At 41.6% G+C, this 23076-nt stretch carries 26 protein-coding genes and 1 pseudogene; 25 read left to right on the top strand and 2 right to left on the bottom strand.

Annotated elements, in window-relative coordinates; translation table 11 throughout:
* Positions 1–43: 43 nt before the first annotated feature.
* The 8 genes from HMPREF1115_RS08865 to brnQ all read left to right on the top strand — a co-directional run bounded on the left by HMPREF1115_RS08865 (position 44) and on the right by brnQ (position 8170).
* Positions 44–745, top strand: a complete 702-nt coding sequence (locus tag HMPREF1115_RS08865) for a M57 family metalloprotease (RefSeq protein WP_000498551.1) — start codon at positions 44–46, stop codon at positions 743–745.
* 101 nt (positions 746–846) lie between these two features.
* Positions 847–2694 carry an excinuclease ABC subunit UvrC gene (gene uvrC / locus HMPREF1115_RS08860; RefSeq protein ID WP_001061117.1) on the top strand — a complete coding sequence of 616 codons (1848 nt, stop codon included), beginning with the start codon at positions 847–849 and terminating at the stop codon, positions 2692–2694.
* The gene (locus HMPREF1115_RS08855) at positions 2684–3538 is read left to right on the top strand and encodes a metallophosphoesterase family protein (RefSeq protein ID WP_001015768.1); all 855 of its coding nucleotides are present in this window, start codon (positions 2684–2686) and stop codon (positions 3536–3538) included. The genes uvrC and HMPREF1115_RS08855 overlap by 11 nt, the downstream gene beginning before the upstream one ends.
* Before the next feature lie 175 nt (positions 3539–3713).
* Positions 3714–4319, top strand: coding sequence for a nitroreductase family protein (locus HMPREF1115_RS08850; protein WP_000670151.1), 606 nt, complete (start codon positions 3714–3716; stop codon positions 4317–4319).
* A gap of 12 nt (positions 4320–4331) precedes the next feature.
* Positions 4332–5732: a dipeptidase PepV gene (pepV, locus tag HMPREF1115_RS08845; protein WP_000125054.1), complete on the top strand. Its 1401-nt coding sequence runs from the start codon at positions 4332–4334 to the stop codon at positions 5730–5732.
* 53 nt (positions 5733–5785) lie between these two features.
* Positions 5786–6376, top strand: a complete 591-nt coding sequence (locus tag HMPREF1115_RS08840; RefSeq protein WP_000078134.1) for a uracil-DNA glycosylase family protein — start codon at positions 5786–5788, stop codon at positions 6374–6376.
* Positions 6373–6660 (top strand): rhodanese-like domain-containing protein, encoded by a 288-nt coding sequence (locus HMPREF1115_RS08835; RefSeq protein WP_000658240.1) that lies wholly within the window; start codon positions 6373–6375, stop codon positions 6658–6660. Before HMPREF1115_RS08840 ends, HMPREF1115_RS08835 begins: the two co-directional genes overlap by 4 nt.
* 184 nt (positions 6661–6844) lie before the next feature.
* Positions 6845–8170 carry a branched-chain amino acid transport system II carrier protein gene (gene brnQ / locus HMPREF1115_RS08830; protein ID WP_001074602.1) on the top strand — a complete coding sequence of 442 codons (1326 nt, stop codon included), beginning with the start codon at positions 6845–6847 and terminating at the stop codon, positions 8168–8170.
* 48 nt (positions 8171–8218) lie between these two features.
* Here the strand turns inward: brnQ and HMPREF1115_RS08825 are convergent, their stop codons facing one another.
* On the bottom strand, positions 8219–8770 hold the full coding sequence (locus HMPREF1115_RS08825; RefSeq protein ID WP_000844331.1) for a DUF1307 domain-containing protein: 552 nt from the start codon (positions 8768–8770) through the stop codon (positions 8219–8221).
* A 310-nt stretch (positions 8771–9080) separates the two neighbouring features.
* The gene (locus HMPREF1115_RS08820; protein ID WP_000844330.1) at positions 9081–9632 is read right to left on the bottom strand and encodes a DUF1307 domain-containing protein; all 552 of its coding nucleotides are present in this window, start codon (positions 9630–9632) and stop codon (positions 9081–9083) included.
* Positions 9633–9770: 138 nt separating this feature from the next.
* Between HMPREF1115_RS08820 and HMPREF1115_RS08815 the strand changes: the two genes are divergently transcribed.
* The 17 genes and pseudogenes from HMPREF1115_RS08815 (at position 9771) to HMPREF1115_RS08735 (ending at position 23048) form a co-directional block, all read left to right on the top strand.
* On the top strand, positions 9771–10808 hold the full coding sequence (locus HMPREF1115_RS08815; RefSeq protein WP_001077274.1) for a M42 family metallopeptidase: 1038 nt from the start codon (positions 9771–9773) through the stop codon (positions 10806–10808).
* A 1-nt stretch (position 10809) separates the two neighbouring features.
* Positions 10810–11271, top strand: a pseudogene (locus HMPREF1115_RS08810) (HIT family protein).
* A 17-nt stretch (positions 11272–11288) separates the two neighbouring features.
* Positions 11289–12005, top strand: coding sequence for an LD-carboxypeptidase LdcB/DacB (gene ldcB / locus HMPREF1115_RS08805; protein ID WP_000747812.1), 717 nt, complete (start codon positions 11289–11291; stop codon positions 12003–12005).
* A 122-nt stretch (positions 12006–12127) separates the two neighbouring features.
* On the top strand, positions 12128–12553 hold the full coding sequence (rplK, locus tag HMPREF1115_RS08800) for a 50S ribosomal protein L11 (RefSeq protein ID WP_001085808.1): 426 nt from the start codon (positions 12128–12130) through the stop codon (positions 12551–12553).
* Positions 12554–12650: 97 nt separating this feature from the next.
* Positions 12651–13340: a 50S ribosomal protein L1 gene (gene rplA / locus HMPREF1115_RS08795; RefSeq protein ID WP_001085675.1), complete on the top strand. Its 690-nt coding sequence runs from the start codon at positions 12651–12653 to the stop codon at positions 13338–13340.
* Between the two features lie 483 nt (positions 13341–13823).
* Positions 13824–14582, top strand: a complete 759-nt coding sequence (locus HMPREF1115_RS08790) for a class I SAM-dependent methyltransferase (protein ID WP_001287238.1) — start codon at positions 13824–13826, stop codon at positions 14580–14582.
* A gap of 86 nt (positions 14583–14668) precedes the next feature.
* Complete coding sequence (locus HMPREF1115_RS08785) at positions 14669–15181, top strand: adenine phosphoribosyltransferase (RefSeq protein WP_001049316.1); 513 nt, start codon at positions 14669–14671, stop codon at positions 15179–15181.
* A gap of 186 nt (positions 15182–15367) precedes the next feature.
* Positions 15368–16312: a homoserine O-acetyltransferase MetA gene (gene metA, locus HMPREF1115_RS08780; RefSeq protein ID WP_001122728.1), complete on the top strand. Its 945-nt coding sequence runs from the start codon at positions 15368–15370 to the stop codon at positions 16310–16312.
* An 8-nt stretch (positions 16313–16320) separates the two neighbouring features.
* A complete protein-coding gene (locus tag HMPREF1115_RS08775; RefSeq protein ID WP_000220742.1) occupies positions 16321–16998 on the top strand; it encodes a DnaD domain-containing protein in 678 nt (225 codons plus the stop codon).
* 96 nt (positions 16999–17094) lie between these two features.
* Entirely contained in the window at positions 17095–17853 is a 759-nt protein-coding gene (gene tpiA / locus HMPREF1115_RS08770; protein ID WP_000087899.1) for a triose-phosphate isomerase, read from the top strand.
* Between the two features lie 189 nt (positions 17854–18042).
* Positions 18043–18561 (top strand): Dps family protein, encoded by a 519-nt coding sequence (locus tag HMPREF1115_RS08765; protein ID WP_000229896.1) that lies wholly within the window; start codon positions 18043–18045, stop codon positions 18559–18561.
* A gap of 209 nt (positions 18562–18770) precedes the next feature.
* Entirely contained in the window at positions 18771–19109 is a 339-nt protein-coding gene (locus HMPREF1115_RS08760; RefSeq protein ID WP_001061601.1) for a zinc ribbon domain-containing protein YjdM, read from the top strand.
* Between the two features lie 2 nt (positions 19110–19111).
* Positions 19112–19735, top strand: a complete 624-nt coding sequence (locus HMPREF1115_RS08755) for a Pr6Pr family membrane protein (protein ID WP_000775204.1) — start codon at positions 19112–19114, stop codon at positions 19733–19735.
* A 112-nt stretch (positions 19736–19847) separates the two neighbouring features.
* On the top strand, positions 19848–20999 hold the full coding sequence (locus HMPREF1115_RS08750) for an MFS transporter (protein WP_000816257.1): 1152 nt from the start codon (positions 19848–19850) through the stop codon (positions 20997–20999).
* A gap of 97 nt (positions 21000–21096) precedes the next feature.
* Complete coding sequence (gene truA / locus HMPREF1115_RS08745) at positions 21097–21846, top strand: tRNA pseudouridine(38-40) synthase TruA (RefSeq protein ID WP_000199175.1); 750 nt, start codon at positions 21097–21099, stop codon at positions 21844–21846.
* Positions 21836–22609, top strand: a complete 774-nt coding sequence (locus HMPREF1115_RS08740; RefSeq protein ID WP_000794764.1) for a bifunctional hydroxymethylpyrimidine kinase/phosphomethylpyrimidine kinase — start codon at positions 21836–21838, stop codon at positions 22607–22609. The genes truA and HMPREF1115_RS08740 overlap by 11 nt, the downstream gene beginning before the upstream one ends.
* The gene (locus tag HMPREF1115_RS08735; RefSeq protein WP_000814997.1) at positions 22587–23048 is read left to right on the top strand and encodes an ECF transporter S component; all 462 of its coding nucleotides are present in this window, start codon (positions 22587–22589) and stop codon (positions 23046–23048) included. Before HMPREF1115_RS08740 ends, HMPREF1115_RS08735 begins: the two co-directional genes overlap by 23 nt.
* The last annotated feature ends 28 nt before the right edge of the window (positions 23049–23076 follow it).

The following is a 23076-nucleotide window of genomic DNA, read 5'->3' as shown; positions in this document are numbered from 1 at the left end:
TGATTTCAAGATAGGTTCTTATTTTTATGAAAGGTGGGACGTCATGTTCTGGATTATTCGATTATTTTTCCGATTTCTTTTGGGAATTTGGCGTTTCTTCTGGCGTCTGGTTTGGACTGTGGTTATTTTACTACTCATTGCTTTTGGAGTGGTTTGGTATCTGTCTGGTGATTTTCATTCTGCAGTCAATCAGGTTGAAAAAATGAATAAGATTGGTCAAGGTGGCTGGAATCAATGGAAGGAGACGGGAACGCTAGAAGTCTTGTCTCAGACAGACAGTCACCAACATGCAGAAGGCAAGTGGGCCCAGGCTTCAGCTCGTATCTATATTGAACCTCAAATGGATGAGACCTTCCAAGGTGCCTATGCAGAAGCCATAAAAAACTGGAATCAAACGGGAGCCTTCACCTTTGAGGTGGTTGCGGATCCTAGTCAGGCAGACATTGTGGCAAGTGAGATGAATGATGGATCGACTGCTGTAGCTGGTCAAGCCGAGAGTCAAACCAATCTATTGACCAATCAATTTATATCTGTAACAGTTCGCTTGAATCACTATTATCTATCCAATCCAAGTTATGGTTATTCTTATGAACGGATCGTGCATACTGCAGAGCACGAGCTGGGGCATGCCATTGGATTGGATCATACCAAGGAAACTTCTGTCATGCAGCCAGCAGGTTCCTACTATGGGATTCAGGCTCAGGATGTAAAGGCTGTTCAAAAACTCTATACCAGTAGCGACTAGATGAAGTCAGTGCAATCCGAAATGAAATCAAAGCTCCTCCAACAAGTGATTGGTGGGGCTTTTTGTTCGTCCTGTTACGGCCTTTTTGCTATAATGGAACTATGAATAACTTGATCAAATCAAAACTAGAGCTCTTGCCGACCAGCCCTGGTTGTTACATTCACAAGGATAAAAATGGCACCATTATCTATGTAGGAAAGGCTAAAAATCTACGCAACCGTGTGCGATCCTATTTTCGTGGGAGTCACGATACTAAGACGGAGGCTCTGGTGTCTGAAATTGTGGATTTTGAATTTATCGTCACTGAGTCCAATATTGAGGCGCTTCTGCTGGAAATCAACCTCATCAAGGAAAATAAGCCCAAGTACAATATCATGCTCAAGGATGATAAGTCCTATCCCTTCATCAAAATCACCAATGAGCGTTATCCTCGCTTGATTATCACCCGTCAGGTCAAAAAGGACGGAGGTCTTTATTTTGGCCCTTATCCAGATGTGGGGGCAGCCAATGAAATCAAGAGACTATTGGATCGGATTTTTCCTTTTCGGAAATGTACCAACCCGCCCTCTAAGGTTTGTTTTTACTACCATATCGGCCAGTGTATGGCCCATACCATCTGTAAAAAAGATGAGGCTTATTTCCATTCCATGGCTCAGGAGGTTTCTGATTTCCTAAAAGGGCAGGATGACAAAATCATCGATGACCTCAAGGGGAAGATGGCAAAGGCGGCTCAAAGTATGGAGTTTGAACGTGCGGCGGAATACCGTGACCTGATTCAGGCCATTGGAACACTTCGGACCAAGCAACGGGTCATGGCGAAAGATTTGCAAAATCGGGACGTCTTTGGTTACTATGTGGATAAGGGCTGGATGTGTGTCCAGGTTTTCTTTGTTCGTCAAGGCAAGCTCATTGAGCGAGATGTCAATCTTTTCCCCTATTACAATGATCCGGATGAGGACTTCTTGACCTATGTGGGACAATTCTATCAAGAAAAATCCCACCTGGTTCCCAATGAAGTATTGATTCCGCAAGATATCGACGAAGAAGCTGTCAAGGCCTTGGTGGATACCAAGATTCTCAAACCCCAGCGTGGAGAGAAAAAACAACTGGTCAATCTAGCTATAAAAAATGCCCGTGTTAGTCTGGAGCAGAAGTTCAATCTGCTAGAAAAATCTGTTGAAAAGACCCAAGGAGCTATTGAAAATCTGGGACGCTTGCTTCAAATCCCGACCCCAGTCCGTATCGAGTCCTTCGATAATTCTAATATCATGGGAACCAGTCCTGTTTCAGCTATGGTGGTTTTTGTCAATGGCAAACCAAGCAAGAAGGATTATCGTAAGTATAAAATTAAGACTGTGGTTGGTCCAGACGACTATGCCAGTATGCGTGAGGTTATTCGCAGACGCTATGGCCGAGTTCAACGTGAGGGCTTGACCCCGCCAGATTTGATTGTCATCGATGGGGGACAAGGTCAGGTCAATATTGCTAAGCAAGTCATCCAAGAGGAGCTGGGTTTGGATATCCCAATTGCTGGTCTGCAAAAGAATGATAAGCACCAAACCCACGAGCTACTCTTTGGAGATCCGCTTGAGGTAGTGGAGTTATCTCGCAATTCTCAAGAATTTTTCCTCCTTCAACGCCTCCAAGATGAGGTACACCGCTTTGCTATCACCTTCCACCGCCAACTGCGCTCAAAAAATTCCTTTTCATCTCAATTGGATGGGATTGACGGTCTGGGGCCTAAACGCAAGCAGAATCTCATGAAGCATTTTAAATCTCTCACTAAAATCAAGGAAGCCAGTGTGGATGAAATTGTCGAAGTTAGAGTACCAAGAGCAGTAGCAGAAGTTGTGCAAAGAAAGTTGAACCCGCAGGAGGCAGTGGAATTGGCTCAAGTAGCGGAAGAAAGAGTGGACTACCAAACAAAAGGAGATTATGATGAACCATAAAATCGCAATTTTGTCAGATATTCATGGAAATACGACAGCCTTAGAAGCAGTGATTGCAGATGCTAGAAAGCTAGAGGCGACAGAATATTGGCTTCTGGGAGATGTTTTTCTTCCCGGTCCAGGTGCAAATGACTTGGTCACCCTGCTAAAGGACCTTCCTATCACAGCAAGTGTTCGAGGAAATTGGGATGATTGTCTCCTGGAGGCCTTAGATGGGGAATATGGCTTAGAAGACCCACAGGAAGTTCAGCTCTTGCGTATGACACAGTATTTGATGGAGCGAATGGATCCTGCAACGATTGTCTGGCTACGAAACTTACCTATGCTAGAAAAGAAAGAAGTTGATGGACTGCGCTTTTCTCTTTCTCATAATTTGCCAAATAAGAACGATGGTGGTGACTTGTCTGTTGGGAATAACACAGATAAATTTGACCAACTCCTAGATGAGGAAACGGACGTGGCAGTCTATGGTCATGTCCACAAGCAGTTGCTTCGTTACGGCAGTCAAGGGCAACAAATCATCAATCCAGGTACGATTGGCATGCCCTATTTTGACTGGGAGGCGTTAAAAAATCACCGTGCCCAGTATGCCGTGATAGAAGTAGCAGATGGGGAATTGGTAAACATTCTATTCCGAAAAGTTTCTTATGATTATGAAGCGGAGTTAGAATTGGCCAAGTCCAAGGGGCTTCCTTTTATCGAAATGTATGAAGAACTACGCCGAGATGACAACTATCGGGGGCACAATCTAGAACTCTTAGCTAGTTTAATTGAAAAGCATGGGTATGTAGAGGATGTGAAGAAATTTTTGGAGGCTATAAAGTCAAAATATAAGATAGACTAGTTTCTTTAAACCCCTGAAAATTAGTTGGGACTGGATGAGGGGAAACCTGATTTTAATGATAAGTTTAAAACCATGGCTTCATCCGTGTTCCAATTTTTTTCTATGAAAAAATCTCTGCAAGCTCTTTCAAAATATGGTAGAATGGATGCAGTAGAATTAGAAAAGGAAATAGATTATGAAATTTCTTGAATTAAATAAAAAACGTCATGCGACTAAGCATTTCACTGATAAGCCGGTGGATCCCAAAGATGTTCGTACGGCTATCGAAATCGCAACCTTGGCCCCAAGTGCCCACAACAGCCAGCCATGGAAATTTGTGGTTGTTCGTGAGAAAAATGCTGAATTGGCAAAATTGGCTTATGGTTCGAACTTTGAGCAGGTATCAGCAGCACCTGTAACCATTGCCTTGTTTACAGATACAGATTTGGCTAAACGTGCTCGTAAGATTGCCCGTGTTGGTGGCGCTAATAACTTCTCTGAAGAGCAACTTCAATATTTTATGAAAAATTTGCCAGCTGAATTTGCACGTTACAGTGAACAGCAAGTTAGTGACTACTTGGCCCTTAATGCGGGACTAGTAGCCATGAACTTAGTTCTTGCTCTGACAGACCAGGGAATCGGCTCTAATATTATTCTTGGTTTTGACAAATCAAAAGCCAACGAAGTTTTGGATATTGAAGACCGATTCCGCCCTGAGCTTTTGATTACTGTAGGTTACACAGACGAGAAATTAGAACCAAGCTACCGCTTGCCAGTGGATGAAATCATCGAGAAAAGATAGAAGGAAGAAAAAATGACAGCAATTGATTTTACAGCAGAAGTAGAAAAACGCAAAGAAGACCTCTTGGCTGACTTGTTTAGCCTTTTGGAAATCAACTCAGAACGTGATGACAGCAAGGCTGATGCGCAACATCCATTTGGACCTGGGCCAGTAAAAGCCTTGGAAAAATTCCTTGAAATCGCAGACCGTGATGGCTATCCAACTAAAAATGTTGATAACTACGCAGGACATTTTGAGTTTGGTGAAGGAGAAGAAGTTCTCGGAATCTTTGCTCACATGGACGTGGTGCCAGCTGGTAGCGGTTGGGACACGGACCCTTATACACCAACTATCAAAGACGGTCGCCTTTATGCGCGTGGTGCTTCAGATGATAAGGGTCCTACAACAGCTTGTTACTATGGCTTGAAAATCATCAAAGAATTGGGCCTTCCAACTTCTAAAAAAGTTCGTTTCATCGTCGGAACAGATGAAGAATCTGGCTGGGCAGACATGGACTACTACTTTGAACATGTAGGACTTGCGCAACCAGACTTTGGTTTCTCTCCAGATGCTGAATTCCCTATCATCAACGGCGAAAAAGGAAATATCACGGAATACCTCCATTTTGCAGGTGAAAATACTGGTGCAGCCCGTCTTCATAGCTTTACAGGTGGTTTGCGTGAAAACATGGTACCTGAATCAGCAACAGCAGTCGTTTCAGGTGACTTGGCTGACTTGCAAGCTAAACTAGATGCCTTTGTTGCAGAGCACAAACTCAGAGGAGAACTCCAAGAAGAAAACGGCCAGTACAAGGTGACTGTGATTGGTAAATCAGCCCATGGTGCTATGCCTGCTTCAGGTGTCAATGGTGCGACCTACCTTGCCCTTTTCCTCAGTCAGTTTGACTTTGCAGGACCAGCCAAAGACTACCTCGACATCGCTGGTAAGATTCTCTTGAATGACCATGAGGGTGAAAATCTCAAGGTTGCTCATGTGGATGAAAAGATGGGTGCCCTTTCTATGAATGCCGGTGTCTTCCGCTTTGATGAAACAAGTGCTGACAATACGATTGCTCTTAACTTCCGTTATCCAAAAGGAACAAGTCCAGAGCAGATCCAGTCAATCCTTGAAAACTTGCCAGTTGCTTCTGTTAGCCTTTCCGAACACGGTCACACCCCTCACTATGTGCCAATGGAAGATCCGCTTGTGCAAACCTTGTTGAATGTCTATGAAAAACAAACGGGTCTTAAAGGTCACGAGCAAGTCATCGGTGGTGGTACCTTTGGTCGCTTGCTGGAACGTGGCGTTGCCTACGGTGCTATGTTCCCAGACTCAATCGATACCATGCACCAAGCCAACGAATTTATCGCCTTGGACGATCTCTTTCGAGCAGCAGCAATCTATGCAGAAGCTATTTATGAATTGATCAAATAAAACGATAGAAGTCTGAGATTGTATGCTTGGACTTCTTTTTGGAGGGAAAACAGATGTCTCAAATTGAAAGAATCAAGCAAGCCATTATGGCGGATCCACAAAATACCAGCTATACAGAACGCGGAATCGAACCTCTCTTTGCGGCGCCAAAGACAGCTCGCATCAATATTGTCGGTCAGGCTCCTGGACTTAAAACACAAGAAGCTGGGATTTATTGGAAGGATAAGAGTGGCGATCGCTTACGGGACTGGCTTGGTGTTGACGAAGACACCTTTTACAACTCAGGATACTTTGCAGTTCTGCCAATGGATTTTTACTTTCCAGGACATGGTAAGTCAGGCGACCTGCCACCTCGTACAGGTTTCGCAGAAAAATGGCATCCAGAGCTCTTGAAGGAATTGCCCGATATCCAATTAACTCTCTTGATTGGGCAATATGCCCAAGCCTATTATTTACAGGAGAAAATCAGTGGCAAGGTGACAGAGAGGGTAAAACATTACCAGAACTACTTACCAACCTATTTTCCACTAGTTCACCCCTCACCACGAAATCAAATCTGGATGGCTAAGAATCCTTGGTTTGAGTCAGAAGTGGTGCCCGATTTGAAAAAAAGAATTAAAACAATTTTAGGAGAAAAAGAATGAAAGAAATAGCCTTCGATGAATTTTACCAGCTTTACCAGAAAGGGTCCCTTTCCGTTTTAGATGTGAGAGAAGTAGAAGAGTTTGAGATGCTTCATTTAGAAGGTGTTCAGAATCTTCCGCTCAGTCAATTGGCTGATACTTATGATCAGTTGGATAAGGACCTCTTGCATTATGTCATTTGCAAATCTGGTATGAGATCAGCGCGTGCTTGTCAATTTCTAGCTGAACAGGGTTATGACGTTATCAATGTCCAAGGTGGAATGACGGCCTTTGAAAATCTTTAAACCTCTATGGTGATAGACCCTAATCTTCCCTTGCTCGGTTCCAACTGAGTGAGGGATTTTGTTTTTAGATAATTCTTATTTTTAAAAATATTGAAAACATTCAATGATTAATTTTGGATACTTTTTTCAGAGTCTTAATCATGGTATACTAGGTCAGTATTTTAGAAATATGAAGGAGATTATTATGGCTAAAAAAGGTGCCCTAACAGGCTTGCTCCTGTTCGGAATATTTTTTGGTGCGGGGAACTTGATTTTTCCGCCTTCTCTAGGTGCCCTATCTGGAGAACAGTTTCTTCCTGCCATCGCAGGTTTTGTATTTTCGGGTGTCGGGATTGCAGTCCTAACGCTCATCATCGGAACGCTTAATCCTAAAGGATACATTTATGAGATTTCTAAGAAAATCTCACCTTGGTTTGCGACTCTTTATCTTGCAGTCCTCTATCTATCGATTGGTCCCTTCTTTGCCATTCCGCGTACAGCCACAACAGCTTATGAAGTTGGGATTAGCCCTCTCTTGTCTGAAGCAAATAAAGGCCTAGGATTGATTGTCTTTACTGTGTTGTATTTTGCAGCAGCCTATCTGATTTCACTCAATCCATCAAAGATTTTGGATCGAATCGGACGTATCTTGACGCCAGTCTTTGCTTTGTTGATCGTTATCTTGGTTGTACTAGGTGCTTTCAAATACGGTGGAACAAGTCCTCAAACTGCGTCAGCTGCTTATCAAGCTTCTGCCTTTGGTACAGGATTCCTAGAAGGTTATAATACCTTGGATGCCCTTGCTTCAGTTGCCTTCAGTGTGATTGCAGTTCAAACCTTGAAACAACTTGGATTCTCCAGTAAGAAAGAATACATTTCAACTATTTGGGTGGTTGGTATCGTTGTAGCTCTTGCCTTTAGCGCTCTTTACATTGGTTTAGGATTCCTTGGAAATCACTTCCCAGTACCAGCAGAAGCGATGAAGGGTGGAACACCAGGTGTTTATATCTTGTCGCAAGCAACTCAGGAAATCTTTGGTTCAACAGCTCAACTCTTCCTTGCTGTTATGGTAACTGTAACCTGCTTCACAACGACAGTTGGATTGATTGTGTCGACAGCAGAGTTCTTTAACGGACGTTTCCCACAAATCAGCTACAAGGTCTATGCAACAGCCTTTACCTTGATTGGATTTGCCATTGCAAATCTTGGTCTTGATGCAATCATTAAGTACTCAGTGCCAGTACTGGTAATCTTGTACCCAATCACCATCGCCATTGTGATGATCGTGATTGTGAATAAGTTTGTCGCCCTATCAAAACCGGGCATGCAGTTAACTATTGGGCTTGTTACAGCTATTGCTCTTGCAAGTGTCCTTGGAAGTTCCTTTAAAATTGAGTTTCTAGAAAATCTGATTAATGCCCTTCCGTTTGCGTCAGCCTCTCTTCCATGGCTAGTGCCTGCTATTATCGGAATCTTGCTTTCATTGGTTCTACCAAACAAACAAGAGAGTGACGTTTTTGAGATGGAATGAAAAAATTCTTGGTCATCGACCAAGAATTTTTTGTATGAGCACGACTCATTAGTTGGTTTGTTCAGTATAACCAGCTTCTTTAAGCTTTTTTTTCGAAGCAGCAAAGCTTACACGGTTTCCAATACCATAATATTCATTCGGCATTGCTTTTTTCAGTTCGTCAAGACTTGCGACAGACATGTCAACCTCGATGTTTTGGATAACTTTTTCGTCTTGAATTTCAACTTTTTGTGTAACCCCTTTGACCCCTTCATAACCTTTATTAGTATCGTCAACAATTTGCTTAATACCTTCCGCGGTATTATTAAGTTTCTCAGGGTCAAATACATTATGAGCAGTTTGTTTTACAACATCATCCCCCTTTACAGTATAAGTCAAGGTAGAATGAATTCCAGGTTTGCTATTGTGGACAAATGTGTGGGTTTCTGTCTCATCTTTCTTTTCAGATGATTGTTCTGTGCTCTGCTTGGTTTCGCTTGACTGAGTTGTTTTATCTTCTTTGGTACTGCTGCTAGAAGGTGTTGATGCTTGTTTGGAACATCCGAGTAGGAGAACAAGTGAAGCCACTAGGGCTAGTGATACTTTAAAGTATGATTTCATATTTTTCACTTTCCTTTCATAATCAAAGTATTTTGTATTATAACATGATTCTACTACAAAATCAACTAGACCTCCCTACTCATCTGACTTGACATGACAACGAATAGAAATTAGTCTAACGATTAAAGTTTTGTCTCGATCTATTTCAAAAAACTTTTATCGTATGGATTGAAAAGTGGGAAGTTTTAAATGCACTTTGGGAGAATCTATTGAACTCATCGCTTAGGGATGTAATAAAATACCCCAAGAGTCAGAGTTGTGTCTAACTTTTGGGGTGGACCTACACTAGTCTATATGAAATTTTAGGAGATTAGTTCGTCTTTTCTGTGAATCCCATTTTTTCCAGTGCTTTTTTAGAGTTTGAGAAACTGACACGATTACCGATACCAGAATATTCTTCAGGAAGTGCTTTTCTAAGTTCGCTAATGCTTGCAACTGAAAAGTCAACTTCTAGATTTTGAACAACTTTTCCATCTTTGATTTCAATCGTTTGTTTAACACCTTTGAGTCCATTATAACCTTTGTACTTTTCTTCGATAAAACTCTTGACATCTTCTGGAGTTGCGTTAAGAATCTCAGGATCTGCAACATTTTGAGCGGTTTGCTTGATAACATTATCCCCCTCTACAGTATAAACCAAGGTAGAAGTGATTCCAGAATTATTTTTGTTTACAAAGGTATGTGTTTTAGTTGTTTCTTTCTTTTCAGATGATTGTTGACTGCTTTGTTTGCTCTCACTTGATTGAGTTGTTGTGTCTTCTTTGGTACTGCTGTTAGCAGGTGTTGATGCTTGTTTGGAACATCCGAGCAGGAGGACAAGTGAAGCCACAAGGGCTAGCGATACTTTAAAGTATGATTTCATATTTTTACTTTCCTTTCATAATCAAAGTATTTGTATTATAACATGGATCTATAGTGAAAGCAACTAAACACAGTTTTTCTCCTTTTGAGAAGGAGTCTGACTAGAAAAATGTTATAATGGTAGGAAAGAGGTGAAGAAATGAATCAAACTGTAAACTATATCAAAGAATTAACCGCTATTGCATCTCCGACGGGCTTTACTCGTGAGATTTCAGACTACCTAGTCCATACTTTAGAAGAGCTTGGTTACCAGCCTGTTCGCACAGCCAAGGGTGGTGTCAATGTGACCATTAAAGGTCAAAATGATGAACAACATCGCTATGTGACTGCCCATGTGGATACGCTGGGTGCTATTGTTCGTGCAGTCAAACCGGATGGTCGTCTCAAATTGGATCGTATCGGTGGTTTCCCTTGGAACATGATTGAAGGAGAAAACTGTACCGTTCATGTGGCTAGCACAGGTAAAAAGGTATCTGGGACCATCCTCATCCACCAGACTTCTTGCCATGTCTACAAGGATGCAGGAACTGCAGAACGTACGCAGGACAATATGGAAGTGCGTTTGGACGAAAAAGTGATCAATGAAAAGGAAACGCGCTCCTTGGGTATTGAGGTCGGTGATTTTATCAGCTTTGACCCGCGAACTGTCGTGACAGAGACTGGTTTTATCAAGTCACGTCACTTGGACGACAAAGTCAGCGCAGCGATTTTGCTCAATCTTCTTCGTGTTTATAAGGAAGAGGGGATTGAATTGCCAGTAACAACTCATTTTGCTTTTTCAGTCTTCGAAGAGGTGGGCCACGGTGCTAATTCCAATATTCCAACTCAGGTAGAAGAATATCTGGCTGTCGATATGGGGGCAATGGGAGATGACCAGCAGACGGATGAGTATACAGTGTCTATCTGTGTCAAGGACGCTTCAGGTCCCTATCACTACGACTTCCGTCAACATTTAGTGGCTTTAGCAAAGGAGCAAGATATTCCATTTAAGCTCGACATTTATCCATTTTATGGTTCGGACGCTTCGGCAGCTATGTCAGCAGGAGCAGAGGTTAAGCATGCCCTCCTTGGAGCTGGTATTGAATCCAGTCACTCTTACGAACGAACACACATTGATTCGGTCGTGGCGACTGAGCGTATGGTAGACGCCTATCTCAAGAGTGCATTGGTAGACTAATATGTGCTTGATTTGTCAAAGAATTGAATGGATCAAGGCAGGGGAAAATCCCTACTTTGTCAAAGAACTAGAAACAGGCTATGTTGTCATTGGAGACCACCAATACTTTAAGGGCTATACCTTATTTCTAGCAAAAGAGCATGTCACAGAACTCCACCATATGGAGACTTCTGAAAAACTTCGTTTTCTAGAGGAAATGAGTTTGGTCCAAGAAGCCGTTGCCAAAGCATTTGAGGCTGAAAAGATGAATATTGAACTCCTAGGAAATGGAGATGCCCACGCTCACTGGCACCTCTTTCCAAGACGATCAGGTGATATGAGGGGTCATGGATTGAATGGCCGTGGTCCAGTCTGGTGGGTGCCCTGAGAAGAAATGGCGGCAGAAGATTGCCAAGTGAAATCCCATGAGTTGGAACAAATGATTAAAGCCTTATCCGATGAATTAGAGAAGCACTTGGCCTAAGAGAGAGGAAGAAAGAAATGAAAAAAAGATATGTCATTTTATCTGGTATACTAGCGTTGACTCTTGCAGCTTGTTCGCAAGAAAAACCTAAAAATGAAGAAAACACTCAAAAAACGGAACAAACTAGTCAACCTGAAGGAACTGTAGGGAGCAAATCTCAAGCCTCTAGTCAGAAGAAGGCAGAAGTTGTCAATAAGGGAGACTACTATAGTATTCAAGGGAAATACGATGAAATCGTCATAGCTAATAAGCACTATCCTTTGTCAAAAGACTATAACCCTGGAGAAAATCCAACAGCCAAGGCAGAGTTGCTGAAACTCATTGCAGCAATGCAAGCGGCTGGCTACCCAATCAGCGATCACTACAGTGGTTTTAGAAGTTATGAAACTCAAACCAAACTTTATCAAGACTATGTGAATCAAGATGGTAAGGAAGCTGCTGATCGCTACTCAGCACGCCCAGGTTATAGTGAACACCAAACGGGTCTTGCTTTTGATTTGATTGGGACTAATGGAGAATTGGTAACAGAGGAGAAGGCGGCCCAGTGGCTCTTGGATCATGCGGCTGACTATGGCTTTGTCGTTCGCTATCTCAAAGGCAAGGAAAAAGAGACTGGCTACATGGCAGAAGAATGGCATCTTCGCTACGTTGGCAAAGAAGCCAAGGAAATTGCTGCAAGTGGCCTCAGTCTGGAAGAGTACTATGGCTTTGAAGGCGGCGATTACGTCGATTAAAAAAGTAATTTTTCTCTTGCATTTTTAGATAAATAGTGTATAATGGAAAGGTATGTGTAAAGCATACTTGTGGGAGGTAAAAATCTCTAATTACCGCCAAAACCACAAAGGAGGATTTAAAAATGGCTAAAAAAGTCGAAAAACTTGTAAAATTGCAAATCCCTGCTGGTAAAGCTACACCAGCTCCACCAGTTGGACCTGCTCTTGGTCAAGCTGGTATCAACATCATGGGATTCACAAAAGAGTTCAACGCTCGTACAGCTGACCAAGCTGGTATGATTATTCCAGTTGTTATCTCAGTATACGAAGACAAATCATTTACTTTCGTTACAAAAACACCACCAGCTGCTGTTCTTTTGAAAAAAGCTGCAGGTGTTGAAAAAGGATCAGGTACACCTAACAAAACTAAAGTTGCTACAGTTACTCGTGCACAAGTACAAGAAATTGCAGAAACTAAGATGCCAGATTTGAACGCAGCAAACATTGAGTCTGCAATGCGTATGATCGAAGGTACTGCTCGTTCTATGGGATTCACTGTTGTTGACTAATCAATAACACCCCCAATATAACCCGCAAGACTTCATCATTTCGAGAAGTGACGTGGGAGATGAAAATCGATTGAACCACTTACAAGGAGAATAGAAAATGGCTAAAAAAAGCAAACAACTTCGTGCTGCTCTTGAAAAAATCGACAGCACAAAAGCATACAGTGTAGAAGAAGCTGTAGCACTTGCAAAAGAAACTAACTTTGCAAAATTTGACGCAACTGTAGAAGTTGCTTACAACTTGAACATCGACGTTAAAAAAGCTGACCAACAAATCCGTGGCGCAATGGTATTGCCAAACGGTACTGGTAAAACTTCACGCGTTCTTGTTTTCGCACGTGGTGCAAAAGCTGAAGAAGCAAAAGCTGCAGGTGCAGACTTTGTTGGTGAAGATGACCTTGTTGCGAAAATCAACGACGGTTGGTTGGACTTCGACGTAGTTATCGCTACACCTGACATGATGGCTCTTGTTGGACGTCTTGGACGTGTCCTTGGACCACGTAACTTGATGCCAAACCCTAAAACTGGTACTGTAACAATGGATGTTGCTAAAGCAGTTGAAGAGTCTAAAGGTGGTAAAATTACTTACCGTGCTGACCGTGCAGGTAACGTTCAAGCAATCATCGGTAAAGTATCATTTGAAGCTGAAAAATTGGTTGAAAACTTTAAAGCTTTCAACGAAACAATCCAAAAAGCAAAACCAGCTACAGCTAAAGGAACTTATGTAACAAACTTGACAATCACAACTACTCAAGGTGTTGGTATCAAGGTTGACGTAAACTCACTTTAATTAACAGATTTTTAAAAACGAGTACGAATGTGCTCGTTTTTTAGGTACAACGAGTATTCCGTTCATCTGAGGTGTAAGTCCTCTGTGGGTACCATATACTAGTAAACCCAAAAGTGATTCCCAAGCCTGACTATTGTGAGTAGCTGATCGAACGGCATTAGGATAGACTGTTTAAGTCTGACGTTGGAAACAAGAATCGGCAGAGAAAGAGATAGAGAAATCTTGGCTATACGAATAGGCACGTGATAGTAAAGCGTATATAGCGGATAAGGAGGCCAGCAACTCTAAAGTACAAATATGTAGTCGTAACCTATATGCGTAAACTACGTGAGCAATTGAATTCGAACTAGAGAGGTGATTCATAGATTTATGCTATAGTCATGGCAGCTTGTATGCTTTTGATTCTAGTTTATCAAATAATAGATTAGAATTGTCAGATAATATAATTTTATGTTATAATGAAGAAAAAATAGAGGTGTTCAAATGTCAGAAGCAGGTCATAAGTTTTTAGCAAAACTGGGGAAAAAACGCTTACGTCCAGGTGGAAAACGTGCTACAGATTGGTTAATTGCGGAAGGAGGATTTTCAAAAGAAAAGAGAATACTAGAAGTTGCGTGCAATAGGGGAACTACAGCAATTGAGTTGGCACAGCGTTTTGGTTGTAAGATAACTGCTGTTGATATGGATGGACAAGCCTTAGAAGTGGCTAAAAAATCTGCTGAAACGGCAGGTGTTGGTCATTTGATCAGATTTGAAAGAGCAAATGCAATGAAACTTCCTTATGGAGATGCTAGTTTTGATATTGTTATAAATGAAGCTATGCTGACTATGCAAGCCGATAAAGCTAAGAAAAAATGTGTAATGGAGTATCTAAGGGTTTTAAAACCTGAAGGTCTTCTTTTGACACATGATGTGCTTCTTAAGGAAGCTAAAGAGTCTGTCAGACAGGAATTGTCACAAGCAATTCATGTAAATGTAGGTCCTTTAACTCAAGATGGTTGGGAACAGGTGATGATAGAATCAGGTTATCGTGATGTGAAAATATTGACTGGTGAAATGACATTAATGAAATTATCAGGTATGATTTATGACGAAGGTTGGCTAGGAACTTTGAAAATTTGCGTAAATGCTTGTAAAAAGGAGAATAGAAAGCAGTTTTTAACTATGTATAAAATGTTTGCTAAGAATAAACAGCAATTGGGCTTTATTGCTATGGCTAGTTATAAATCGTCAAATCGTTAGATAATTATTGAAGTTAACTTTTCCTTTTTTCTTTCTTAAAAAATATGCTATAATAGAGAGTAAAAAACTTTGAAAGAAAGAAAAAGATGAATTTAAAAGATTATATCGCAACGATTGAAAATTATCCCAAGGAAGGCATCACCTTCCGTGATATCAGCCCATTGATGGCAGATGGAAATGCTTATAGCTACGCTGTTCGTGAAATTGTTCAGTATGCAACTGACAAGAAAATCGACATGATCGTGGGTCCAGAGGCTCGTGGATTTATTGTTGGCTGCCCAGTTGCTTTTGAGCTGGGAATTGGATTTGCTCCTGTTCGTAAACCAGGGAAATTGCCACGTGAAGTCATTTCTGCTGACTATGAGAAAGAGTACGGTATTGATACCTTGACCATGCATGCTGATGCGATTAAACCAGGTCAACGTGTTCTCATCGTAGATGATCTTTTGGCAACAGGTGGAACTGTTAAGGCAACGATTGAGATGATTGAAAGACTTGGTGGAGTTGTAGCCGGTTGTGCTTTCTTGATTGAGTTGGATGAGCTTAAAGGCCGTGAAAAAATCGGAGATTACGATTACAAGGTACTTATGCATTATTAATGAAAAACAGTCCTTGGGGCTGTTTTCTCTTCATCTGCTATATAAATTAACTATAGCTAGTTAGAGAAAAACTATAATTGAAAACTATATCTTCATGCAGTATAATAAAGGGAAGAAGTATTTGGAGGTTTTTGCTTTCAAACAGACAACATCATTCCCGAAATAGAGAACTGTTAGGAGGGTATTATGCCGATTCGAATTGATAAAAAATTACCAGCTGTGGAGATTTTAAGGACAGAAAATATCTTTGTTATGGACGACCAACGGGCTGCTCATCAGGATATTCGCCCCTTGAAGATTTTGATTTTAAATCTCATGCCTCAAAAGATGGTAACAGAAACGCAACTCTTGCGACATTTGGCTAATACCCCTTTGCAATTAGATATTGATTTCTTATATATGGAAACACATCGTTCCAAGACAACCCGTGCCGAACATATGGAAACCTTCTATAAGACCTTTCCAGAGGTCAAGGATGACTTTTTTGATGGAATGATTATCACAGGAGCACCAGTCGAGCATTTGCCTTTTGAAGAGGTGGACTACTGGGAGGAATTCAAGCAGGTCATCGAATGGTCCAAGACGCATGTTTTTTCAACCCTCCATATCTGTTGGGGAGCTCAAGCAGGTCTATATGTTCGCTATGGCGTTGAAAAGCACCAGATGGATCGGAAACTATCAGGAATTTATCCACAGGACACCTTGAAAGAAGGGCATCTTCTTTTTAGAGGTTTTGATGATCGCTATGTAGCTCCTCATTCTCGTCATACTGAGATTTTAAAAGAAGAAATCTTAAACAAGACCAATCTGGAGATTCTGTCAGAAGGTCCTGAGATTGGGGTTTCTATCCTAGCTAGTCGAGATTTGCGTGAGATTTATAGTTTTGGTCATTTGGAGTACGATCGTGACACTTTGGCAAGAGAGTATTTTCGTGATTATGAGGCGGGACTCGACCCTCATATCCCAGAGAACTACTTTAAAAATGATGATGTAAATGAGACGCCCTGTCTCTGTTGGTCTTCATCAGCTGCCCTCTTTTTCAGCAATTGGGTAAACTATGCAGTTTATCAAGAAACCCCTTTTGACTGGAGAAAGGTAGAGGATGATGCGGCTGCATTTGGATATCTATAAGAGGAATTATGACATATTTTGACGCTTTTAAATCAGGGAACTTGGTTTTGCCAAGTGCCCTGCTCTTGCATTTTAAGGAACTCTTTCCTTCCAGCGATGATTTTCTCGTCTGGCAATTTTTCTATTTACAAAATACCACAGCCCTAGGAGATGTTTCACCTAGTCAGATTGCTGAAATCATTGGCAAAGAGGTGGCAGATGTCAACCAATCCATTTCGAATTTGACTGAAAATGGTTTGCTACAATATCGGACCATTGAACTAAATGGGGAAATTGAGCTGATTTTTGATGCTAGTTTGGCTTTTGAACGCTTGGATAGCTTGCTAGATACCCAAGCTCCAGCTACAACAGCCCCAAATCCGCAGAATCAATTGAAGGATCTGGTTGAAACTTTTCAGCAAGAATTGGGACGCTTATTAACACCATTTGAAATCGAAGATCTTTCTAAGACTGTCAAAGAAGACGGAGTTAAGGCGGATTTGATCAAGGAAGCTCTCCGAGAGGCTGTTCTCAATGGCAAGCCAAACTGGAAATATATTCAGGCCATCCTACGAAACTGGCGCCATGAAGGTATTCAGTCTGTGGCTCAGGTAGAGGCCAAACGAGCAGAGCGAGAAGCCAACAATCCCAAACAAGTTCAGGCTTCGGCTGATTTCCTCGATGCCATGAATTTGTGGCAAGATTAGTCGCTTGAAAAATCTTGAAAATTAGAGTAAGGTTTGCAAGCTCCTTATAAATATGATAGAATAATAGTGAATAAAATGAAAAAAGAGGTATGTGAAATGTCACGTAAACCATTTATCGCTGGTAACTGGAAAATGAACAAAAATCCAGAAGAAGCAAAAGCATTCGTTGAAGCCGTTGCATCAAAACTTCCTTCATCAGACCTTGTTGAAGCAGGTATCGCAGCTCCTGCAGTTGATTTGACAGCTGTTCTTGCTGCTGCTAAAGGTTCAAACCTTAAAGTTGCTGCTCAAAACTGCTACTTTGAAAATGCAGGTGCATTTACTGGTGAAACTAGCCCACAAGTTTTGAAAGAAATCGGTACAGACTACGTTGTGATCGGTCACTCAGAGCGTCGTGACTACTTCCATGAAACTGACGAAGATATCAACAAAAAAGCAAAAGCAATCTTTGCAAACGGTATGCTTCCAATCATCTGTTGTGGTGAGTCACTTGAAACTTACGAAGCTGGTAAAGCAGCTGAATTCGTAGGTGCTCAAGTATCTGCTGCATTGGCTGGATTGACAGCTGAACAAGTTGCTGCATCCGTTATCGCTTATGAGCCAATCTGGGCTATCGGTACTGGTAAATCAGCTTCACAAGACGATGCACAAAAAATGTGTAAAGTCGTTCGTGACGTTGTAGCTGCAGACTTTGGTCAAGAAGTTGCTGACAAAGTTCGTGTTCAATACGGTGGTTCTGTTAAACCTGAGAACGTTGCTTCATACATGGCTTGCCCAGACGTTGACGGTGCCCTTGTTGGTGGTGCGTCACTTGAAGCTGAAAGCTTCTTGGCATTGCTTGATTTTGTAAAATAATCTAAATTATTCGAGACAGTCTTCTAAGACTGTCTTTTTTTATAGAGACCGTATATTTTTCTTAAATTATCAGTCTATTACAACTTTTCTCAGATAGTACATTTTCCTTGCTATCGTTTTCTGGGAGTAGTATACTTATATTGTAACCACTAAGAAGATGGTTACAAAAAAATGAAAGAGGTAAGAAATATGGTTGAATTGAAAAAAGAAGCAGTAAAAGACGTAACAACATTGTCTAAAACAGCGCCAGTAGCATTGGCAAAAACAAAGGAAGTATTGAACCAAGCAGTAGCGGACTTGTATGTGGCACACATTGCCCTTCACCAAGTTCACTGGTATATGCGTGGTCGTGGCTTCATGGTATGGCATCCAAAAATGGATGAATACATGGACAGTCTTGATGGTTACCTTGACGAAATCAGCGAACGCTTAATTACACTTGGTGGCAAACCATACTCTACTCTGACAGAGTTCCTTCAACACAGTGAAATCGAAGAAGAAGAAGGAGAATTCCGTAACGTTGAAGAAAGCTTGGAACGTGTTCTAGCAATTTATCGCTACCTCATCGCTCTTTTCCAAAAAGCTTTGGATGTTACTGATGAAGAAGGCGATGATGTTACAAACGATATCTTTGTTGGTGCTAAGGCTGAACTTGAGAAAACAGTTTGGATGCTTGCAGCAGAACTTGGACAAGCTCCTGGTTTGTAAAATATAGTTGCTACCCCTTTTATCATGAGGTACCTGATAAGTGCCCATGACCAATCATCTTTTAAAAGTCATGTAACTGTAAACAGTTGCATGATTTTTTTGTCTGCTGGACTTAGGACACATTGTCAAAAGTAGGATTTTACGGTATAATAGTTGCTGTTCAATAACATATGAATTTTAAAGAATAATTGTTAGTTTAAGGAGGACTTATGAACAACTTACCAAATTGCCCGAAATGTAATTCAGAATATGTCTACGAAGACGGAAGCCTCTTGGTCTGCCCAGAGTGTGCCTATGAATGGAACCCTGCAGAAGTTGCAGAAGTAGAAGAAGGTGTTGTTGCTATTGATGCCAATGGAAACAAACTGGTTGACGGCGATACTGTAACTCTTATCAAGGATTTGAAAGTAAAAGGTGCGCCAAAGGATTTGAAACAAGGAACTCGCGTTAAAAATATCCGTATCGTAGAAGGTGACCACAACATAGACTGTAAGATTGATGGTTTTGGAGCTATGAAACTCAAGTCAGAATTTGTTAAGAAAATCTAGCCATGAAACTGAATTATAAATTTATCTTTTATAGTCGTGTGCTCTTGTTCTTAGCGGCATTTACAGGAGTTTATTTGGAGATTACCAAGCACGGTGGCTTTGGTATGCTCCTTTACTACACAGTGTTGTCCAATCTTTTGGTAACGATTTTCACGGGCTATCTGCTCCGTGTGATGAGCCGTTCAGGTGAAAATTGGCAAAGTCCGACCTTGCTTCGTCTCAAGGGTGGTGTTACCATGAGTATCATGATTACCTGTGTGATTTATCATTTTATGCTTGCTCCGATTGCGACAGACTTTTACCGTGTGGAAAATTTCCTTTGCCACTATATCGTTCCACTCTGGTTTTTAGCCGATACCCTCTTCTTTGATAAACGGGGTCAATACAAGATCTGGGATCCAGTTTTGTGGACCATCTTGCCCTTGGTTTATATGATTTTTGCCTTGTTTAACGGCCTGGTCTTAAAACTCAATATTCCGAATTCCAAGGACAATCCCTTCCCATATTTCTTTTTAAATGTGAACAAGGGTTGGGACGTGGTTATCAAATGGTGTTTGATCATTTTTGCAGCGTATATGGTTGCAGGCTTCATCTTCTATCTGATCAAGCAAATCAAGCGAAAATAGTCTTCCTATTAGGAAAGTTAGGACGGAGTCTCCAGTTCAATCGGGCTCCTTCTTTTCTTGCCATCTTCCTTTTAAAAGGATAAACAGTGAGAAATATACAGAAAGAAAATTCATGAAACAATATTTAGAACGGGCTAGTATTTTGGCCCTCTCCCTCGTTTTGATTACCTCCTTTTCCATCTCAAGTGCTCTGCCAGCCATGTTTGACTACTATCAAGGCTATCCCAAAGAACAAATCGAGCTCCTGGTCAGTCTTCCTTCTTTTGGAATTATGATAATGCTGGTTTTAAATGGGTTTTTGGAGCGGTTATTTCCTGAGCGACTTCAGATTAGTCTAGGACTTCTCATCCTTTCTATCGGTGGAACTGCCCCTTTCTGGTATCAGGAGTACAACTTTGTCTTTGCTATGCGGATTTTATTTGGCTTGGGTGTTGGAATGATTAATGCCAAGGCCATTTCCATCATTAGCGAACGCTATCATGGAAAGACACGGATCCAGATGTTGGGTCTTCGCGGATCAGCAGAAGTTGTCGGGGCATCGATTTTGACTCTAGTGGTAGGTCAACTCTTATCCTTGGGATGGACAGTGACCTTCTTGGCCTACAGTGCGGGATTTTTAGTATTGATCCTTTATCTGCTCTTTGTCCCTTATGGGAAAGAAAAGAAAGAAACAAAGAAAAAAGAGGCCGAAACGACTCGTTTGACAGGACAGATGAAAGGCTTGATTTTTCTATTGGCTGTCGAAGCAGCAGTTGTTGTCTGCACCAATACAGCCATCACCATTCGTATTCCTAGTCTGATGGTGGAAAGAGCTCTAGGGGATGCCCAGTTATCGAGTTTGGTTTTAAGTATCATGCAGTTGATTGGTATCTTGGCAGGTGTGAGTTTTTCTTTCTTTATCTCTCTGTTTAAAGAAAGGTTGCTCCTTTGGTCAGGTATCACCTTTGGATTGGGGCAGATTGTGATTGCCTTGTCTCCGTCATTGGGTGTGATGGTAGTTGGAAGTGTTGTGGCAGGTTTTTCTTACAGTGTGGCCTTGACCACTGTCTTTCAGCTTCTTTCCGAAAGGATCCCAGCCAAGCTCCTTAATCAGGCAACATCTTTTGCAGTGCTAGGATGTAGCTTTGGAGCCTTTACGACACCTTTCATTCTTGGGGCGATTGGCTTGGTGACTCAAAACGGTATGTTGGTCTTCACCATTCTAGGATGTTGGTTGATTGTCACTTCTGTCTTTGTTATGTATGCACTTCAAAAGAAAGCTTAGGATTAATTTCCTAAGTTTTTCTTTTTGATATTTGTACCCAGACAATTATTGGTTTTTAAACTTGTTTACACTTTTATTTCCTGATAAAATAGAAGTTATGACAAGATATAAAGCAACTATTTCTTATGATGGTTTTGCCTTTGCCGGTTTTCAGCGCCAGCCTCATGCGCGGAGCGTTCAAGAGGAAATCGAAAAAACCTTAACGAGACTCAATAAGGGGCAAGCCATCACTGTTCACGGTGCTGGTAGGACGGATAGTGGGGTCCATGCTCTGGGACAGGTCATTCATTTTGATCTGCCCTATCAGATGGATGAGGAAAAACTCCGTTTTGCTCTGGATACCCAGTCACCAGAAGATATCGATGTGATTTCGATTGAGATTGTGGCGGATGATTTTCATTGTCGTTATGCCAAGCACAGCAAGATCTATGAGTTTATCGTGGATAGAGGACGTCCCAAAAATCCTATGCGTCGTCACTACGCTACTCACTTTCCCTATCCGCTCGACGTGGAGCGGATGCAGGAGGCTGTCAAGAAATTAGAAGGAACCCATGATTTTACCGGTTTTACAGCATCTGGGACTAGTGTAGAGGACAAGGTTCGGACCATTACAGAAGCTAGTTTAACAGTTGATGAGACAGGGCAGTTTTTGACCTTTACCTTCTCTGGAAATGGTTTCTTGTATAAGCAGATTCGCAATATGGTGGGGACGTTGCTCAAAATCGGAAGTAATCGGATGCCAGTTGAGCAGATTGACCTCATCTTAGAGAAGAAGAACAGGCAACTTGCAGGTCCCACGGCTGCACCGAATGGCTTGTATTTAAAGGAGATTCGTTATGAAGAATAATCGTATTTTAGCCCTTTCTGGGAATGATATTTTTAGTGGTGGTGGTTTATCAGCTGATTTGGCCACCTATACCTTAAATGGTTTGCATGGCTTTGTAGCAGTGACTTGTTTGACGGCCTTGACCGAAAAGGGCTTTGAAGTCTTCCCTACGGATGATACTATTTTCCAACATGAATTGGATAGCTTGCGTGATGTCGAGTTTGCAGGGATTAAGATTGGTCTTCTCCCTACTGTCAGTGTGGCTGAGAAGGCATTGAACTTTATCAAGCGACGAACGGGAGTGCCTGTGGTACTGGACCCCGTCTTGGTCTGTAAGGAAACGCACGATGTGGCAGTCAGTGAACTCTGTCAAGAGTTGATTCGTTTTTTCCCTCATGTCAGTGTGATTACGCCAAATCTTCCTGAAGCAGAATTATTGGCTGGTCAGGAAATTAGAACCTTGGAAGATATGAAAGCTGCAGCGCAGAAATTGCATGATTTAGGAGCGCCAGCAGTCATTATCAAGGGAGGCAATCGCCTCAGTCAGGACAAGGCTGTAGATGTCTTTTATGATGGACAAACTTTCACTGTCCTAGAAAACCCAGTCATTCAAGGCCAAAATGCTGGTGCAGGTTGTACCTTTGCCTCAAGCATCGCCAGTCACCTGGTTAAAGGTGATGAACTTTTACCAGCAGTAGAGAGTTCTAAAGCTTTCGTTTACCGTGCTATTGCACAAGCAGATCAATATGGAGTAAGACAATATGAAGCAAACAAAAACAACTAAAATCGCCCTTGTATCCCTTTTAACCGCTCTTTCAGTAGTTCTAGGTTATTACTTGAAAATTGGAACGCCAACAGGAATATTGACTCTCTTGGATGCAGGTATTTTCTTTACTGCCTTTTACTTTGGCAGTAAAGAAGGAGCTGTCGTTGGAGGACTAGCAGGATTCCTAATTGACCTTCTATCAGGCTATCCACAGTGGATGTTCTTTAGCTTGATAAATCATGGCTTGCAAGGTTATTTTGCAGGTTTTAAAGGGAAATGGCAATGGCTGGGCCTAGTCTTAGCTACTATCGTCATGGTAAGTGGCTACGCTCTGGGCTCAACCCTAATGAATGGCTGGTCAGCAGCCTTACCAGAAATCCTTCCAAACTTCCTGCAAAATACCTTGGGAATGGTTGTGGGGTTTGTAGTCTTTCAGAGTGTTAAGAAGATAAAATAAAAAAGTCAGCTTCAATAGCTGACTTTTT

Origin of the sequence: Streptococcus oralis SK610 (assembly GCF_000257455.1) — a bacterium.
GTDB lineage: Bacteria > Bacillota > Bacilli > Lactobacillales > Streptococcaceae > Streptococcus > Streptococcus oralis_CB.
Note: the sequence above shows the minus strand (reverse complement) of the source record. Positions and strands in the feature narration are given on the sequence as shown.